Genomic DNA, 17,306 nt, shown 5'->3' on the forward strand with positions numbered 1-17,306 from the left:
TATCCTCTATTCTCTTTTGACATAAACGGCAAATGACTTAAATCATCAGTTTTGTATAAAATCCGCAATAGTATCTGTTACATTTTCAGGAATATGTTTCTCCCCCGTATAATCTGCCGGACCGTTCTCGTAGCTGCCGGGCATGAACATATGAGTAAGGCCGGGGAAGGATTTAAATGTCCAGTTCTCTTTATCCTTAAAACCGTCTTCCCAGATCTTGTAGTCATCCATAGTCACCTGGTAGTCTTCCTCTCCCTGCAGTACAAGTACCGGCATAGTCATATTTTCAGCTTCTTTTACATTATCATACTCCAGAATGCTCTCTATATATGCTGGATACAGGCCCATCACTGTCTCATCCTCGCCAAGACTCTTCCAGTCTTTCAGGCGCTCCACCTCTTTTCTGGTGTTTTCATATGCTGCCTTATCTTCATCTGTGGGCTCCTGATTCAGGCTCTCCATAAACTCACACTGGCGGCTGAGCGTGTCTGTAAAGCTTCTGGCAGGCGCAGCCATCATGATACATCCGTCCGGTGCAGACGCTTCCGCTATAGCCGGCATCATCATGCCGCCCTGGCTGTGTCCGGCCACATATACTTTTGTAACTCCCTTCAGGGAGCGTACCATCTCTACAGCTGATACTGCATCATTCACAGTCTCATCATAAACAGTAAAATCTTTATCTTTTGCCAGTTCTTCTCCGTAAACATAGCTGATCTTGTCATAGCGGTAAGAGGCTATACCCTGCTGTGCCAGCCCCCATGCCAGGTCCTGAAAAGGCTTCAGTTTCCCTACTGTCTCATTTCTGTCGCTGGAACCTGAACCATGGACAAATACTACCACGGCATATTCATCTTGATTTTCGGGCTGTGTAAAGGTTCCAGGAAGCTCCCAGCCATCCCTTATCTTCAGGCTCATTTCTGTCTCCTTAACTCCTTCCGGTGTTACAGGTCCAGCATTTTCTTCTTTATATAAGCCGGTATGGATCCCTGCTATCTTGCCCTGTGCATCAAAGCTGATTACCATGTTCCACGGCTGCACAGAAAAATCGCACGGTACCTGCACATTTGTATACTGGACAGTACTGTCACTGATCCAGGCAGGCATAATACTTCCCAGCTCACCTGAAGCTGCTATGGCTGGCGCCATACTCTGCTCCAGCTGCCCGCTATCCACCGCTTTTTTCATTTCATCCACATATGGATAATCTGTTTTCAGCTTATCATAGTCTCCTGCTATCAAGTCAGCAGCAAATGCCTGGGCCAGATCTGTTAATCCATTCTCCTCCTGTGACACTCCCGATGTCTCATCTGTACCTGCCTCTTCCTGTGCAGCAGCTGATACTTCTTCTGTTGATGCCTCTTCTGTACCTGCTTCCTCCTCAGCTGCTGATGCCTCCGTCTCAGCCGCCGCTGCAGTTATTGTGCTGCCAGCCAGCGCCAGAGCCAATCCCAGGGCAGCTAAGCCTTTCATATTCATCTTCTTCATTGTCTCCTCCTGTCCGCACCTGAATCCCGATGCTTATAATTTAGATGCATATAATTTGTTGATATCAGTAGTATAACACAGCCATATTCTAAAACAAAAGAGCTGATGACTGATGTATGGTTTTTCGCGTTTGAACGATTAAGCGGTTACAAACAGCTTTACATTAAATCATTTTCTTACGGTCTGTACATTGTTACTTTACATTTTCTTTTCTGAATTGTATGATTAGAATTGAAGCCATAAAATTAAAGTCTAAGTAGTGATATGCGCTTTTAGGACTTGACATATAAGATCAGAAAAGGGAGAAGAATCATGAGACCACCATTGATGACGAAGGACAAAATGATTGGAATATGTACGGCAAGTCATGTTGCTGACAGAAAAGAGTACGCAGAAACCATCACTGCAATTGAATCAAAGACAGGATTCAAAGTGTTAGAAGCTAATAATCTGTATAAGGACACATATGGTTATCTTGCATCACCAGAGGAACGCGCGTCAGATTTTAACCAATTGATTACAGATGAAAGGGTGGGAATGATATTTTTCGGAGGCGGTGAAGGAAGCAATGAACTTCTTCCCTTCATTGATTTTGAAAATATTAAGCGTAATCCCAAGATAATATGCAGCTATAGTGACGGTACAACAATACTCAATACAGTTTGGGCAAAAACAGGTCTGGAAACGTTTTATGGACAGGCACCGCATATTTTTAATGAACTTACAGAATATGATTACGGCTGTTTCCAGCGCAGCTTTGTGGAAGGCAGCAGCAATAAGCATGTATCAAACAGCAAATGGTACATCCAGACTTCTGGAACAGGCAAAGGTATACTTATAGGGGGATATGCGCGGAATTTTGCAATGCTTTTGGGCAACAGATATTTTCCGCTTGCCCCTGATAAAAAGTATATTTTATTTATAGAAGACCACGAAGTGTTTGGCAATGTCGGCTACGTCAGTGCCATGCTGTCACATATGGAACAATATGATTTTATAGATAATGTCCGGGGGCTGCTCTTTGGAAATTATTCAGACAGTATACACCCGGAACTTCTCGCAAGAATTAAACGCTTCGGAGAAAAACACAAAATACCCTCCGCATATTGTGATGACTTTGGACACGGGGAAAATCATGCAGTTCTTCCAATAGGTAGAATGGCTGAATTTAACAGTGAAAAAGAGTTACTGAATTTTTTATAACCTGGAAAGAATCTATGTTACTTTTTAAGGGAACAATGGGACAAAATAAAAGGCAGAGCGTCCTCCCGCTCTGCCCTGTCCCTCTATTTCGCGCTGTATTTTACAATAAGCAGCTCTACGCTCATTCTGTCATTTATCTGTCCTGTCTTTACTGCCTCTTCTGAATCCACACAATCTTCCACGGCTTCTTTCAGCTTCTCTTTTGTAAATGCTCCAGCCTGCCTCACATAGTTTCTGGCTATGAAGCTCTGCAGTCCTGTTTTAGACGCTATGGTATTGATATCATACCCCTGCTCCAAAAGTTCCTTGACCTGATACAGCAGATTGAACTGCCTGGCTATGAGGAACAGAATTCTCATTGGGGGCTCCTTCAATGCCAGCAGGTCATAGTATAGTGAGAGTGCCCTTGCCTGCTGTCTGCCTGCGATCGCATTGATCATGTCGAAGATCTTATTGACTGTGCGGTTTGTGCCTATTGCCTCCACATCATCCTTTGTTATTACATCTCTGCCCATGGTATAGCAGATAAGCTTTTCCAGCTCCTGGGAGATATTCTCCATATCGGTCCCTGTCTTTTCCAGAAAGAGCTGCATAGTGTCCTGGGTAATATTCTTCCGCTCACTCTTTAGTATGCCCAGTATCCAGCGCATCAGAGTCTTTTCATCCTGCCTTGCAAATTCTACCGGTCTTCCTGCGCTCTTTACAGCCTTGTACAGCTTTCCTCTTTTGTCCACTTCAGATTCTACAAAAACGATATAAGTCTCGGCTGGCACGGTCTTCATGTAATCAGCCAGCTCCGGGCTTGCATTCTTAAAGAATCCGCTGTCCTCTATCAATATCAGCCTTCTTTCCCCGAAAAAGGGCATTGTCTCCGCCTGGTCTATCACTTCTTTAACGTCAATTCCTTTTCCTGAATAAATATTCAGGTTCATCGTATCCCCCTCAGGGATCAGGGCGTTTTTTAATTTGTTCTTGTACTGGTTCTTCAGATAAGTCTCTTCCCCGAACAGGAGGTAGACATTTTTAAATTCATGCTTTTTTAAATCTTCTATTAGGCTTTTCATTCGTTCTCATCCCTATCCTTTAACTTGCCGGAATGCCCGTTTGCTTCTGATAATCATACTAAAATAATGCACTTCCGTCAAGCGGGACCTTGCTTAAAAGGCCGGGGCTTTCTTTTCTAAAAAGCTATTTTGTTTCTTTTAAAGCCTCCATCTTCATCTCGCGTTTCTTCTTTGTCATAAGGCCGCCCACCCTTCCTGTCTCTTTTGCAGAAAGGCTCTTCCAGCCATCCTTCAGCACTCTGTCCATCAATCCCAGCTCCTCAGCTATTTCATATTTCAGCTGTTCCTCCGGTGTCAGTTCATCCAATTTTATTTTCTTTTCCTTCTTTGCCATAAAAAAGCCATGCTCCTTTCGTTGTTCTGATTGGAGTATGGCCTCTTTTCACACTTTTATACAAATTTCCTGTCAGCCTTCCGGCGGATAAGGTATAACGATCGCTGCAACGATATAGATGATAAACCCGGTGGTGGTACATCCCAGCAGCACCATCAGAAGCCGGATCAGAGTCGGGTCAATATTCAGGTATTCTCCTATGCCGCCGCAAACTCCGCAGATCATCTTATTCTCTATTGATTTATATAATTTTTTTGGTCCCATACTAATTTCCTCCTTTAAATTCAATGTCTATATTTCCCATATCACAATCAAGCTCCAGGTCCTTTGACGCACCATTGTCGATCTCTTTAGATACACTCAGCCCGGAATCTTTCTTTCCGTCAACAGAAACACTTCCCATGCCGCAGTCTATATCATAATTAAAATCATCCTTCTTTCCTTCCAGGCTCACTTTTATGCTTCCCATACTGCATTCAAATGATCCTTCCTTCATGATACTGCCATCCATATTGATTTTTCCCATATCACAGCTTAATTCCACAGAATCAGCCTTGATACCCTGAATATTAGCTTCTCCCATATCAATGGACATCTCTATTTCCTTAAAAACCAGGTCTCTTGGCACTTTCAGCGTCAGAAGGGATTCCTTATTTTGTGATATAGGGATATTTTTCAACTTACTCTCATCCCAGATCTTCAATGTCCTGCCGCTCTCCTCATACAGCAGCTCCCTGCTGTTTTTCATATCCGCCGTAAGAGATATATCATCACCGTCATAGTATAAAATATCTACATCACATATATCCAGTTCTAATTCTATGCTGCGGATGTCCTTAAATGACTCTTCATAGTGTTTTGTGCTTCCTGATCCCTCATCTGCACCTCCTGCCACCAGCCTGTGATTTTCTGAGTCCCAGGCCAGGGACCATACATGGTCCTGAGCTGCATCTCTCAGATCTATAAATCTGACCCCCATGCTTACGGCTGCGATGCTGAAGACAAGTCCCAGGCTGATGAAGATGGCACATAGAATCAGCATTGTCTTTGTAAATTTTCTCATGCGGCCTGACCTCCTCTCCTATGAAAAAGCATACTGAAAATATTTACGATCACACGGATAAACCATGGAATAAACCGCCCTGCTATAGTTACTGTCAGCCAGATCATAAGCACTCCAACTGCCAGTGAGAACATTCCCAGTCCGGCAAACATCAGCCCGATACCGGGAGTCGTAAACATCTGGGCAATGCCGATACCTGTCAGCACGATCCCGCAGATAACGCCTGCCAGTGTAAGTGCCCCGGCAGCTACCACAAGACCAAATACAATTCCAAAGATTCCTACTATTATTCCAAATGCTGCCCCAGCTACAGGTATGATCACCGGTACGGCGAAGATACATAGAAGTATGATCAGTATGATCTTTCCTGCATTTCCATTATCCCTTCCGGCATTTGTACTGTAGCCGTTTTGGTAATTTCCGTAGTAGTCCTGCTTTGAACCGTACTGGCTGTAATTGTAACTGCTGTCACTGCTGTAATCATAATACCCGGCCTCTTTACCCTCCTCTCCCTTTCCGGCGCTGCTGCCGTTCTCTTCCTTCTGAAAGGCATCCCGCTTTTCAGGCATATTTTCTTTTTCCTTAAACCTCTTATCCTGGTAGCCGGTCTCTGTATATTCACCGGCATCAGCGTTGCCTCCTGTAAGTCCGTCCCTAACCATGGCGGCTACCTTTTCCGGGCTGCCAAGCTTCTCCCCAGTCTCATCCTCAGCGCCTATTCCCGCTTCATCAAAATAATCCTGGTAATATTCTATTGCCCCCTCCCGCTCTTCCTCAGGAATATCCTGAAGCAGCCAGGTCAGCTGTTCAATAAAATCATTCCGATTCATTCCTAATCCCTCCCTAATATGTTTGCTATTTTAGAAGAATATTCTTTCCACTCTGATTTGTAGAGATTCAGCTGCACCAGGCCCTGTTCTGTGATCTTATAATAGCGCCTGTTCCTGCCTCCGAACTCCATATCGTACACCTCCAGGCACTGGTCCTTTAACAGCCTGCGAAGTACCGGGTACAGCGTAGATTCTGATACATCCAGGACTCCTCTTACGTCCTGCGTGATCCGGTATCCGTATGTTCCTTCTTTATCTTTTGAAACGACAGCAAGGACGATCGCGTCCAGCAGTGCTGCTCCTGTATTAAATACCATATTATCACTCCTTGGTTTCCTTATTTCCCACTCATTTCTCTTCTTAGAACCTCTTTCCCCTGTTTACTGTTTTCATTGTAATATTGTTTTATATTTAATACTATATTCCATATAATATTATTTGTCAACAAGGAGTTTCTTATGAAGATATTAAGTTGCTGTGAACATCCTGCACTTTCCGCATTTCTTTTTTACAGCAATATTGAAAGAGCGCCTCATCCCTCTGTCATCAGTGAAGTTAGAGACAAGATACAGGATCGATATAAGATCATTCAATATCCTCTGCCCTGCTTCACCAGAATCAGATTTTGAAGCGCCATTTTACATTATAATTTTCTATTTTCAAAATACACGAACTTATCTATAGCATCCAGAATATCCCTGAAGTCTTCTCTGGGCGCCAGATCAATATATTTCTTCAGCAGTTCCTGCTCCTTAGCCCTGAACCGCCCATAGAATATGTCAAACAGATTATGTCCCCTCATGTATTTCCTGAACTCTTCCATGTGGCTCTTTAGCTGCTCCTCTGTCTGGATTTCAAACCCCAGCACCTCTGTCAGATGGCGGCCGCTTGTTATCCTGTACAGGTATTCCTTCCATTTTTCCAGCAGGATGCTGTAGAAATCCTCTTCCTTCCCGATCACGCCAATCTGGGCCATGATACGCGGATTCAGAAAATAATTCTCAAAAGAATAATATTTGAGCACCAGTACATTTCTGGGCTGGACTCTTGGGAGACGGTCCGCGTCCTCCATATTCCTGTCCGCGTAATATCTGCACAGCTGACCGGACAATTCTTCCCTGTCCTTCCCGTCACCGTCACGTATCATCAGAAACTGGTCCTTCAGATAGAGCTGGTTCATATATTTCAGATTTGCATATGTCTTAATATTTGTACAGCTGTTCGTTGTGATAATAGCGACTCTGGAAGGCCTGCCCTTTTCATCATAAATCTCTGAATAGTATTTTTCCAAGAGCAGGGGAAGGCGGCTCTTATCCTGCTTCCCTTCCACGATAAAGACAAAACTCACATTCATAAGGTCGCTTGCGTTATATCCCAGGTCATCCAGGATATCATCAATATCTGTCTTCTCTTTTACAGAGGTAAAGTACTGCTTATCAAGAACAACCTGCCGTATCTGACGGCTGTTAAAATTAAATATCATATCCGGGGAATGCGTAGAAAATACTACCTGGTTCTTCCTGGAGAGGCGGTAAAGTATCTCGCCCGCTTTCTTCTGGAGCTGTGGATGCAGAAACATCTCAGGATCCTCCACCAGCATGATGCTGGGCACTCTTCTCTCATCCTCCGCATATGCCTCCAGAAGCGACAGCATATAGATGCTCCTCATGCCCTCCCCCATCTGGCTGACTGGCAGTATCCTGCTCCTCTGCTTATTGCTCATTTCAGCCACTACCTGGCAGACCTTCTCCACATCACAGCGCATGGTGTAGGAGATATCATCAAACCCGCCGTTCCTGTGAAAGCTTGTGTTGACCCTTTTTGCAAATTCCTGCAGATTAAGCTGGGAGAGTTTATATTCTAAGAGTTTTACTGATTCCAGGGCTGTCAGTTCGGCAGGACACTTCTGATTTATCAGTCCGATGCACTGAAAACACCTGGTACAAGGTTTCGTCTGGTCGAACATACATGTCTGAGAGCGCAGGCGCTTCAGCTGCACGTCCTCCTCAAATGAAAGAAGGCTTTCCTGGATCTGTTCCAGATTCCTGTCAGTCCCTATGAAAAAAACTTTTGGTATGACCTCCCGGATATATCTGTTATCCTTGCTCACTCCGTCCCCGTAGCGCACTTCCTTCTGGTAATTTGCAGTAAACTTAAAATGAAGCACTCCATCTTTATAAGAAGGCAGCTTTTTACAGAAATCTTCATACCAGACCTCATATCTCCTGTACTGGCTCACCATCCCGTAGTAGTGGAGCAGCTTTAAGTCTTCCTCACTGATCAGCAGATCTGCCAGGATCTCCACCTTCTGTTTCTTTTCATTAAAATCCTCATCTGTTATGCTGCCTGCTCCGCTTACAGCCCTGATCGCATCCAAAATGGCTGTCTTTCCTGTATTATTCTTTCCTACAAGAATAAGCGCATTTTCAATCCCGGTGATACGGATATTCTTAATGTATTTAAAATTCTTGATCTGAATTCCAGTAAACTGCATATGCCATCATCCTTTCAGGTGCGCTGTTTAACTTCATACTACTGTACACATCTTCTCATGTCAACCTTGGGCTGCTCACGTAACACGCTGTGCAATGCACAGAAACAGTAAAAACGCCGTTTCGCGCTGCAAAACCCGGGATTTTCGTGCTAAACACGCACGAAAACATCTCGTGGGACATTGACGTGTGAAAAGTAACCAAAATATTTCTGTACATATCCCCTTCCATTATACCTCACTTTTTATTATACTATCTGTAAAAGCAGTCTCAGTATATAAATCAGCATATATATAAATTCCGCTGCTGCTTAAAAAGAAAAGGAGATTACAGCTATGAACGCAGACAAAATAAAAGAGCTCGTATCACAGATGACACTTGAAGAAAAGGCTTCTCTCTGCTCAGGCGCCGACTTCTGGCATACAAAAGAAATAAAACGTCTTGGTATCCCTTCTGTCATGGTATCAGACGGCCCTCACGGGCTGCGCAAGCAGGACCAGAAGGCTGACCATCTGGGAGTAAATGACAGCATAAAGGCTGTCTGCTTCCCCGCAGGATGTGCCACGGCAGCTTCCTTCAACAGAGATCTGATTAAGGAAATGGGTGAAACACTGGGAAATGAATGTCAGGCAGAGAAAGTAAGCGTGATCCTGGGGCCTGCTGTAAATATAAAACGTTCACCCCTGTGCGGCAGGAATTTTGAATATTATTCTGAGGATCCTCTGGTAGCCACAGAGATGGCCGGTTCTTTAATAGAAGGAATACAGAATAAAAATATTGGTACAAGTATCAAGCACTTCCTGGCAAACAATCAGGAAACCCGCAGAATGTCTTCCTCCTCTGATATTGATGAGAGAACGCTGAGGGAGATTTATCTGGCCGCCTTTGAAGGCGCTGTATGCAGGCAGAAGCCATGGACTGTAATGTGTTCTTATAATAAGATCAACGGCACATATGCTGCAGAAAATAAAACATATCTGACAGATGTCCTGAGAAACGAATGGGGATTTGACGGCTTTGTCATGAGCGACTGGGGCGCTGTCAATGACAGAGTCCGGGACCTTGAAGCAGGCTTGAATCTGGAGATGCCATCCTCCAGCGGCATCAATGACAAGCTTATAACTGAGGCTGTGAGAAGCGGAAGATTAGATGAACAGATCCTGGACAGGTCATGTGAGGAAATGCTGAATATTATTTACAGAGCAGTAGAAAATCAGGATGAAAACGCTGTGTTTGACCTGGAAAAGGATCATGAAAAAGCCAGAAAGATTGCAGAGGAAACTATAGTACTTCTGAAAAATGAAGATATCCTTCCGCTCAATCCTGGCTGTAAGATTGCTTTCATCGGAAAATATGCCAAAAAACCACGTTATCAGGGCGGCGGAAGTTCCCATATCAACAGTTTTAAGGTGACAAGCGCACTGGAAGCAGCCGGCAGCCTGCCTGGCCTCGTCTATGCCCAGGGCTATGATGATGCCAGAGACGAAGTCCTCCCCGCTCTGGAGGAAGAAGCTGTCAGGGCGGCAGGCTCCTCTGATGTGGCTGTCATCTTCGCCGGACTGCCTGACGCATTTGAATCTGAAGGTTTTGACCGCTCGCACATGCGCATGCCGGACTGCCAGAACCAGCTTATTGAAAAGATCGCTGCTGTACAGCCAAATACAGTCGTTGTCCTCCACAATGGCTCCCCTGTGGAAATGCCCTGGATCAGCAAGGTTAAAGGCGTGATTGAGGCTTATCTCAGCGGCCAGGCTGTAGGCGCTGCTGTGACGGACATCCTGTTTGGAAGGGTCAATCCCAGCGCCAAGCTGCCTGAAACCTTCCCTCTTAAATTAGAAGATAATCCTTCCCACCTCACATACCCCGGAGAAGGAGACCGCACAGCATATGCAGAGGGTGTGTATGTGGGCTACCGCTATTATGACAAGAAGAAGATGGATGTCCTCTTCCCCTTTGGGCACGGACTCTCCTATACCTCCTTTTCCTATTCTGACCTGACTGTTGATAAAGAAGAACTGGATGACACAGACACCCTTAAAGTCTCCGTCAAGGTGACTAACACAGGCAAACTCGAAGGAAAAGAGATCATCCAGCTCTATGTAGGCGCATCCTCAGGCAAGATCCAGCGTCCTGTCAAAGAGCTCCGTGACTTTGCCAAGATCTCACTTAAGCCGGGTGAGACTAAGGAAGTAACCTTCACTCTCGGCAGGCGTGCGTTTGCTTACTGGAATACCACTCTGAAAAACTGGCATGTGCTGACAGACGATTATGATATCATGATAGGAGCCTCATCCAGAGATATCCGCTGCCAAAAATCTGTCAGAGTCAATTCTACAGTACGGATTCCGGTCATTTATACACTGGACACCACCTTCGGAGATGTCATGGAAAACGAGAAGGCTGCTGCCGCTATCCACAAGTTCATGGAAGGGAGCGAACTCTTTGCCTCCCCTGAAGAAAAGGGTGAGAGTGATGTGGCTGCAGAGGCCATCTCAGCCGAGATGCAGGAAGCCATGATGCGCTATATGCCTCTGCGCGGTATGATCAGCTTCAGCGGCGGAGCAATGACGCTTGACAAACTGGAAGAACTGATTTTAGAGTGGAACAGGGATAATATCAACAGATAAGCCATTTAGAGTAAAAAGGCGTGCCAACACATTGCACTTCACGTTGGCACGCTCTTCCCTTTACTCATGAAGTTCCAGCGGAAGCCCGTCCGGGTCAAAAAAGAATGTCATCTTCCTATCTGTGAACTCATCTGTCCGCAGAGGTTCACACTCAATGCCAAGTGCTTCTAATTCCTCTACTACCTTTTCTATCCCCTCTACCCTGAAGGCCAGATGCCTCAGTCCGCAGGCCTCAGGCCTTGTCAGTCTTGCCGGGGCACCAGCTATTCCAAAGATCTCCAGCTCCGCTTCACCCAGCTTCAGGTCCAGTTTATAGTCTCCCCTCTCCTTTCTATAGTTTTCTCTGATCACCTCAAATCCCAGCTTGTCTACATAAAACTCTCTGGATCTCTCATAATCAGATACTATGATTGCCACATGGTGGACTGCATTCAGGTTCATACATTATTCTCCTCTCACGTTTTCATCAGTATAACACAATTTCTGTAAAGAATTCTATCATTACTATTTTATTGTGCCTATGATCAGCAAACCTGTCTTGTCACCTGAATATACAAAAGTCTTGACTTTTTCACTTTACTGTGCGATATTAATACACAGACTGAAATGGTATTTGTTTATTTGTCTTATAACCCCTGCGAGTGGGTTTACTATGAGGAGGATGTTATGCAAGAAAAAATAGAATTGCTGAAAAAATTAAAAAAAGAGAAGGACGCTGTCATTCTGGCACATTATTACGTAAATGACGAGGTGCAGGCAGCAGCCGACTACGTGGGTGACTCCTATTACCTGAGCAAGATCGCCACACAGGTCCCCCAGCAGACTATACTTTTCTGCGGTGTGAAGTTCATGGGTGAGAGCGCCAAGATACTGAACCCGTCAAAAAAAGTCCTGATGCCTGATGTGCTGGCAGACTGTCCTATGGCACATATGGCCCAAAAAGAAAAAATCGAAGAAATGAGGCAGCAGTATGATGATCTGGCCGTCGTCTGCTACATCAATTCTACTGCTGAATTAAAGCTCTGTGCAGATGTATGCGTGACTTCTTCCAATGCAATGAAGATCGTCTCTGCCCTGCCAAATAAAAATATCTACTTCATACCTGATGAAAATCTGGGGCGTTATATTGCGTCAAAGCTGCCTGAGAAAAATTTTATCTTTAACGATGGTTTCTGTCACGTACATACCAGTATCACAGAAGAAAATGTGCGAAAGGCCAAAGAGGCACGTCCTGATGCCCTTTTCCTGGCCCATCCGGAATGCAGAATGGATGTCCTGAAGCTTGCCGATTATATTGGCAGCACTTCAGGCATTATTGACTTTGCTTCCGCCTCCGGCGCAAAGGAATTCATCATCGGAACAGAGATGGGCGTCCTGTATGAATTAGAGGCAAAAAATCCCGGCAAAAAATTTTATTCTGTGGGCCACCGCCAGTACTGCCCTAATATGAAGAGGATCACCCTGGAGAAGGTCATAGCTTCCCTTGAAAAAGGTGAAACAGAGGTCCTTCTGGAAAACAGCCTGATCGAAGAAGCAAAAAAGCCATTAGAGAAAATGCTGGAGCTGGCTAAGTAACCGGCGCCCGTAAAAGGGAGTGAATAATTATGAATAACAAACTGGAACAGGCATATGATGCCATCGTAGTCGGCACAGGAGCTGCAGGACTTTTTACTGCCTGCTGCCTTCCCCCGGATATGCGGATCCTTATGGTCACAAAGGATGATGTGGAAAACAGTGATTCTTATCTGGCACAGGGAGGCATCTGCGTCCTGAAAGGGGAGCAGGATTATGAAAGCTACTTTGAGGACACTATGAGGGCGGGACGCTATGAAAATAACAGGGAATCCGTCCGCATCATGATCCGCAGCTCCAATGAGATCATCAAAGAATTGATTTCTCTTGGAGTAGATTTTGACAAGGAGCCTGACGGAAAGCTTTCTTTCACAAGAGAGGGGGCCCATTCCACCTTCCGTATCCTTCACCACAAAGATGTGACCGGCAGAGAGATCACCAGCAAGCTGATCTCTCAGATAAGAAACCGACCCAATGTCACTGTGCTGGAACATGCCGTAATGACAGACCTCATAGAGGCCGGCAACTGCTGCCATGGAATTATCCTGGAGCTGCCCTCAGGACAGTCTGTACCTGTCTTTTCAAAGGTCACTGTCCTGGCCACAGGCGGTATTGGCGGCCTTTTCGAGAGCTCTACAAATTTCCGCCACATCACGGGCGACAGCTTTGCCCTGGCCCTGAAGCATGGGATTGAACTTGAAAACATTAATTATATCCAGATTCATCCCACAACCCTCTACTCCCGGAAAAAGGGACGCAGGTTCCTTATTTCCGAGTCTGTCCGTGGAGAAGGCGCCGTGCTGTTAAATCCTGAAGGAGAACGCTTTGTGGATGAGCTGCTTCCCAGAGATGTAGTTACTGATGCCATCAAAAAGGAAATGGAGAAGTATCAAAGTAAATACGTATATCTCTCCCTCACACATATGCCTGAGGATGAGATAAAATTCCGCTTTCCAAATATTTATGAGCGCTGTCTTAAAGAAGGCTATGACCTTTCACATGACATGATACCCGTGACTCCGGCCCAGCATTACCTCATGGGCGGCATAAAAGCTGATACAGAGGGACGTACCTCCATGTCAAACCTGTTTGCAGTTGGTGAGACTGCCTGCAACGGCGTCCACGGCGCAAACCGCCTGGCCAGCAATTCTCTCCTGGAAAGCCTTGTCTTTGCAAAAAGGGCTGCGGGAGTCATCAGTGACAGTCTGGACCAGATACCCCTGATCACAGACAGCCGCATAAAAGACGCTGCTGTCTCCTACAAACAGCAGCAGGCTGAGTTTAGCAGAATAATTTTAAATGAAATTAAAAGAAGGGATGGACAATTTTATGATAAGTGGTGTAACAATGAAAATTAATATAGACAGATACATTTTAAACGCTCTTGAGGAGGATATCACAAGCGAGGACGTGACTACAAACGCAGTCATGCCTGTGAGCAAAAAAGGACGTGCAGAACTTATCTGCAAGGAAGACGGGATCATCTGCGGCCTCTCTGTATTTTCAAGAGTCTTCGAGCTTCTGGATGATACCTTCCGTTTCGAGACAAGCTTAAATGACGGAGATGAAGTCAAAAAAGGCCAGCTCATGGGAATACTCACAGGGGACATCCGCGCTCTCCTGTCAGGTGAACGGACAGCCCTGAACTATCTCCAGAGAATGAGCGGCATCGCTACCTTCACGAATTCTCTGGCAGCTGAACTCTCCGGCTGCAGCACCAAACTTCTTGACACCAGGAAAACCACGCCAAATATGCGGCCATTTGAAAAATACGCTGTCAAGATAGGCGGCGGCCATAACCACCGCTATAACCTCTCAGACGGCATACTGATAAAAGATAACCATATTGGCGCTGCCGGAAGTATCACAAAAGCTGTAGCTCTTGCAAAAGAATATGCCCCGTTCGTGAGAAAAATAGAAGTTGAGGTCGAAGACCTTGCTATGCTTCAGGAGGCGCTGGATGCGGGCGCTGACATTATCATGCTGGACAATATGGACAATGAAACCATGAAAAAAGCTGTGGAAATGGCTGCCGGCAGAGCCGAGACAGAATGCTCAGGAAATGTGACAAAAGAACGTTTAAAGGAAATTTCTGAAATAGGCGTGGACTATGTCTCCTGCGGCGCCCTGACACATTCGGCGCCTATCATGGACATCTCATTAAAGAACCTGGCTCCCCTGGAGTAGAAATGGAGTGTTCATGCAAGGATCACAAAGAAGAGAACAGATCATGACACTTTTATCAAAGAGCGGTGTTCCTGTTACCGGCCGCGAACTGGCAGGTCACTTCGGAGTCAGCCGGCAGGTCATAGTCCAGGATATTGCACTGCTGCGCGCCTCAGGCAAAGAAATCCTCTCCACTACGACCGGATATCTGATACTTCGGCCTGTCTCCACGTAAACTGACCTGCCCCGGCAGGTCAGCCTGCCTGGATTCCTTCCAGCAAAACATCCAGTTCCACCGGCCTGCCAAAATAATATCCCTGGTATATTGTACATCCCAGGCTTTCCAGCATCTGCTTTTGTTCTTCATTCTCCACGAATTCTGCCACTACACGAAAACGGAGGCTGGAGGACATCTGCATGATGCCTGAGACAATGTCCCTTGAGCGCTCATTGTCCATGAGCTGGGTGACAAGATTTCCGTCTAACTTCACCTCATCAAACAGATTCTCCTGGAGACGGACCATGGAGCCATGCCCCATTCCAAAATCGTCCATGCTGAATTCCACCCCTGCTTTCCGCAGCCTGTTAATCCTCTCCATCAGCCTGTCAGATGTCTCCAGCACTGAGCGTTCTGTAACCTCCAGCACAAGATGCACCTTCCCCATCTGATATTCTTTGAGTATCTCCAGCACTGTCTCTGAAAAATCCTCCTCTTCCAGCTGCCTGGGAGATATATTGACTGCCATATATACAGGATATCGGACGTTTCTGTCCAGCTCCTGCGCATCCCGGCAAGCCATCCTCAGCACATAATACGTCATCTCATTCATGACCTGGCTCTCCTGAGCCAGATTGACAACTACAGGCGGGGCAATGAATCCCACTACAGGATGCTTCCATCTCAGAAGCGCCTCCACACCGTGCAGCTGATTCCCCTCCGACACCTGAGGCTGATAATACAATTGCAGCTGGTTTCTGGAGATTGCGATTTTCAGATCCATACTCAAAGTCTGTGCATAAGACTGACATGGATAGCTGTTATCCAGGAATCTGGGCGTGATGCCTCTTATCTCCGCTGCCGCCATATCTGTCTCCATCTGCCTAACCGCACTGCAGAATTCTTCTGACTGCTGCTCTTCACTTCGTCTGACAAAGGGTATATAGATCAGCATACCGATAAATACATTTACAAGCTGCAGAATACTGCCTGCCACAGAACCTGTGGCCTGATAACCGCTGGCAAGTACAGGGACAGTCCACCCTACAGACTTTGTCACAAGAGGCACCAGCCCCAGTTCCATGGCAAGGGTACTCGTAAGAGTCATAACAAGAGGGACCGCCACAAACGGTATCAGCATCGTGGTGTTGAAAATGACCGGCAGGCCAAACACTGCAATCTCACTGATATTAAAGAGGGCCGAAGGGAGGGCTACTCTGGCCAGCTTTCTGTTATGACTCTTGCGTGCGCAAAAACATAAGGCCAGCACAAGGCTTAAAGCGCAGCCGCAGCCTCCCAGAAAGACAAATGTATCCAAAAAAGTCTTTGAATAGATCTGGGTGGGCGCCTGTCCGGCAGCCACCAGGGCCTGGTTCACGTCCACTCCCTGTTCGAAAAGCCTCTGGGACACAGCCTCCAGGGTATTTGTACCGTGAATGCCCGCGAACCACAAAAAATGTGATAAGAGTACATACAACAGGATTCCCGGAAGGTTTCCGCCAATACCGCTGAAGATCCTAAGAAACAGGTAAGAGCCAAAATTCGTAATATTGCTGTCTCCCCACACAGCCCTGAGTGTATAGCCCAGAGCAGCAAAGGCTGTCACAATAACTATGGCCGGTATTATACTCAGTATAGACTGGTTAAATAAATATTCTGCACCAATCGTATGAAGCCTCCGAAATCTGCTGCACAGCTTTATGCCTTTTCTGAACAGCACACATGACAGCAGAGTTATACACATGGCTGTAAAGACCCACTCCGCCCCGAAGATATATTCCCCCTGCTGTTTAATCCCGCCGCAGAATGCCAGGTAAGAAGCACCTGCCATAAGAGGATAAAACATCACCTCATCAACACTGCTCAGCTTTCCATAGGACAGACTTATAGTAATAAGAAGCACAAATGCCAGAGATCCCAGTGTCACCTCATAGATGACTGTCAGTATTGCTGAAAGCGCCCCGTTTAAAAAGGACGCCAGAAACTCCTGGTAGGCCGTAAGCGGAAAATTATTGAGAAGCAGGGCAAAAGCCCCGACTGTTATAAACGGAATGGCCAGGGTAAGTCCATGACGTATAGAGAGAGCGTATATTGAATACCGAAATTTCACCTTGCTGTGTCCCTGCTGCATATTGTCTCCTTTGCTCAAAACCTTGTGATTTTGCTCTTTATATCTGCACTGTAACTAAACACATACTGGAATTATTATACATGCTTCCGTAGAAAAAGTCATTCTTTTTTCACAGTCTC

16 protein-coding genes are annotated in these 17,306 nt (G+C 45.8%); 6 read left to right on the plus strand and 10 right to left on the minus strand.

Annotation, left to right across the window (positions count from 1 at the left end; genetic code table 11):
* Positions 1–45: 45 nt before the first annotated feature.
* Positions 46–1,488, minus strand: a complete 1,443-nt coding sequence (locus NSB28_RS14595) for an alpha/beta hydrolase family protein (RefSeq protein ID WP_109747260.1) — start codon at positions 1,486–1,488, stop codon at positions 46–48.
* A 312-nt stretch (positions 1,489–1,800) separates the two neighbouring features.
* Between NSB28_RS14595 and NSB28_RS14600 the strand changes: the two genes are divergently transcribed.
* Entirely contained in the window at positions 1,801–2,691 is an 891-nt protein-coding gene (locus NSB28_RS14600; RefSeq protein ID WP_109747259.1) for a S66 peptidase family protein, read from the plus strand.
* 83 nt (positions 2,692–2,774) lie between these two features.
* Here NSB28_RS14600 and holA read toward each other — a convergent pair whose 3' ends face one another.
* From holA to NSB28_RS14635, 7 genes are all read right to left on the minus strand, one after another.
* Positions 2,775–3,755: a DNA polymerase III subunit delta gene (gene holA, locus NSB28_RS14605; protein WP_109747258.1), complete on the minus strand. Its 981-nt coding sequence runs from the start codon at positions 3,753–3,755 to the stop codon at positions 2,775–2,777.
* 124 nt (positions 3,756–3,879) lie between these two features.
* Positions 3,880–4,089 carry a small, acid-soluble spore protein, alpha/beta type gene (locus NSB28_RS14610; protein WP_109747257.1) on the minus strand — a complete coding sequence of 70 codons (210 nt, stop codon included), beginning with the start codon at positions 4,087–4,089 and terminating at the stop codon, positions 3,880–3,882.
* 72 nt (positions 4,090–4,161) lie between these two features.
* Positions 4,162–4,353, minus strand: a complete 192-nt coding sequence (locus NSB28_RS14615; RefSeq protein WP_109747256.1) for a PspC domain-containing protein — start codon at positions 4,351–4,353, stop codon at positions 4,162–4,164.
* Position 4,354: 1 nt separating this feature from the next.
* On the minus strand, positions 4,355–5,152 hold the full coding sequence (locus tag NSB28_RS14620) for a DUF4097 family beta strand repeat-containing protein (protein ID WP_109747255.1): 798 nt from the start codon (positions 5,150–5,152) through the stop codon (positions 4,355–4,357).
* Entirely contained in the window at positions 5,149–5,982 is an 834-nt protein-coding gene (locus NSB28_RS14625; RefSeq protein WP_109747254.1) for a DUF1700 domain-containing protein, read from the minus strand. Before NSB28_RS14625 ends, NSB28_RS14620 begins: the two co-directional genes overlap by 4 nt.
* Positions 5,983–5,984: 2 nt before the next feature.
* Positions 5,985–6,299: a PadR family transcriptional regulator gene (locus NSB28_RS14630; protein WP_109747253.1), complete on the minus strand. Its 315-nt coding sequence runs from the start codon at positions 6,297–6,299 to the stop codon at positions 5,985–5,987.
* A gap of 326 nt (positions 6,300–6,625) precedes the next feature.
* Positions 6,626–8,476, minus strand: coding sequence for an ATP-dependent nuclease (locus tag NSB28_RS14635; protein WP_109747252.1), 1,851 nt, complete (start codon positions 8,474–8,476; stop codon positions 6,626–6,628).
* A 333-nt stretch (positions 8,477–8,809) separates the two neighbouring features.
* Here NSB28_RS14635 and NSB28_RS14640 point away from each other — a divergent pair, with 333 nt between their 5' ends.
* On the plus strand, positions 8,810–11,101 hold the full coding sequence (locus NSB28_RS14640; protein WP_109747251.1) for a glycoside hydrolase family 3 C-terminal domain-containing protein: 2,292 nt from the start codon (positions 8,810–8,812) through the stop codon (positions 11,099–11,101).
* 60 nt (positions 11,102–11,161) lie between these two features.
* Here NSB28_RS14640 and gloA2 read toward each other — a convergent pair whose 3' ends face one another.
* The gene (gene gloA2, locus NSB28_RS14645) at positions 11,162–11,542 is read right to left on the minus strand and encodes an SMU1112c/YaeR family gloxylase I-like metalloprotein (protein ID WP_109747250.1); all 381 of its coding nucleotides are present in this window, start codon (positions 11,540–11,542) and stop codon (positions 11,162–11,164) included.
* A 225-nt stretch (positions 11,543–11,767) separates the two neighbouring features.
* Here gloA2 and nadA point away from each other — a divergent pair, with 225 nt between their 5' ends.
* Genes nadA through NSB28_RS14665 form a run of 4 tightly spaced genes read left to right on the plus strand, consistent with a single transcriptional unit; the run spans position 11,768 to position 15,074 of the window.
* Positions 11,768–12,676, plus strand: a complete 909-nt coding sequence (gene nadA, locus NSB28_RS14650) for a quinolinate synthase NadA (protein WP_109747249.1) — start codon at positions 11,768–11,770, stop codon at positions 12,674–12,676.
* 29 nt (positions 12,677–12,705) lie between these two features.
* Positions 12,706–14,031 carry an L-aspartate oxidase gene (locus tag NSB28_RS14655; protein WP_109747248.1) on the plus strand — a complete coding sequence of 442 codons (1,326 nt, stop codon included), beginning with the start codon at positions 12,706–12,708 and terminating at the stop codon, positions 14,029–14,031.
* Positions 14,006–14,860, plus strand: coding sequence for a carboxylating nicotinate-nucleotide diphosphorylase (gene nadC, locus NSB28_RS14660; RefSeq protein WP_334304794.1), 855 nt, complete (start codon positions 14,006–14,008; stop codon positions 14,858–14,860). The genes NSB28_RS14655 and nadC overlap by 26 nt, the downstream gene beginning before the upstream one ends.
* 13 nt (positions 14,861–14,873) lie before the next feature.
* Positions 14,874–15,074 carry an HTH domain-containing protein gene (locus tag NSB28_RS14665; RefSeq protein WP_109747247.1) on the plus strand — a complete coding sequence of 67 codons (201 nt, stop codon included), beginning with the start codon at positions 14,874–14,876 and terminating at the stop codon, positions 15,072–15,074.
* A gap of 19 nt (positions 15,075–15,093) precedes the next feature.
* Here the strand turns inward: NSB28_RS14665 and NSB28_RS14670 are convergent, their stop codons facing one another.
* A complete protein-coding gene (locus NSB28_RS14670; protein WP_109747246.1) occupies positions 15,094–17,187 on the minus strand; it encodes an EAL domain-containing protein in 2,094 nt (697 codons plus the stop codon).
* Between the last annotated feature and the right edge of the window lie 119 nt (positions 17,188–17,306).

This window comes from Murimonas intestini (assembly GCF_024622195.1).
GTDB classification, from domain to species: Bacteria; Bacillota; Clostridia; order Lachnospirales; family Lachnospiraceae; genus Murimonas; species Murimonas intestini.

Excerpts from the sequence above, each read along its gene's own strand:
- NSB28_RS14635 (WP_109747252.1), bottom strand. The coding sequence starts at position 8,476 with ATGCAGTTTACTGGAATTCAGATCAAGAATTTTAAATACATTAAGAAT.
- NSB28_RS14620 (WP_109747255.1), bottom strand. The coding sequence starts at position 5,152 with ATGAGAAAATTTACAAAGACAATGCTGATTCTATGTGCCATCTTCATC.
- NSB28_RS14670 (WP_109747246.1), bottom strand. The coding sequence starts at position 17,187 with ATGCAGCAGGGACACAGCAAGGTGAAATTTCGGTATTCAATATACGCT.
- NSB28_RS14610 (WP_109747257.1), bottom strand. The coding sequence starts at position 4,089 with ATGGCAAAGAAGGAAAAGAAAATAAAATTGGATGAACTGACACCGGAG.
- NSB28_RS14625 (WP_109747254.1), bottom strand. The coding sequence starts at position 5,982 with ATGAATCGGAATGATTTTATTGAACAGCTGACCTGGCTGCTTCAGGAT.
- NSB28_RS14600 (WP_109747259.1), top strand. The coding sequence starts at position 1,801 with ATGAGACCACCATTGATGACGAAGGACAAAATGATTGGAATATGTACG.
- NSB28_RS14630 (WP_109747253.1), bottom strand. The coding sequence starts at position 6,299 with ATGGTATTTAATACAGGAGCAGCACTGCTGGACGCGATCGTCCTTGCT.
- NSB28_RS14655 (WP_109747248.1), top strand. The coding sequence starts at position 12,706 with ATGAATAACAAACTGGAACAGGCATATGATGCCATCGTAGTCGGCACA.
- NSB28_RS14640 (WP_109747251.1), top strand. The coding sequence starts at position 8,810 with ATGAACGCAGACAAAATAAAAGAGCTCGTATCACAGATGACACTTGAA.
- NSB28_RS14595 (WP_109747260.1), bottom strand. The coding sequence starts at position 1,488 with ATGAAGAAGATGAATATGAAAGGCTTAGCTGCCCTGGGATTGGCTCTG.
- holA (WP_109747258.1), bottom strand. The coding sequence starts at position 3,755 with ATGAAAAGCCTAATAGAAGATTTAAAAAAGCATGAATTTAAAAATGTC.
- gloA2 (WP_109747250.1), bottom strand. The coding sequence starts at position 11,542 with ATGAACCTGAATGCAGTCCACCATGTGGCAATCATAGTATCTGATTAT.
- NSB28_RS14615 (WP_109747256.1), bottom strand. The coding sequence starts at position 4,353 with ATGGGACCAAAAAAATTATATAAATCAATAGAGAATAAGATGATCTGC.
- NSB28_RS14665 (WP_109747247.1), top strand. The coding sequence starts at position 14,874 with ATGCAAGGATCACAAAGAAGAGAACAGATCATGACACTTTTATCAAAG.
- nadA (WP_109747249.1), top strand. The coding sequence starts at position 11,768 with ATGCAAGAAAAAATAGAATTGCTGAAAAAATTAAAAAAAGAGAAGGAC.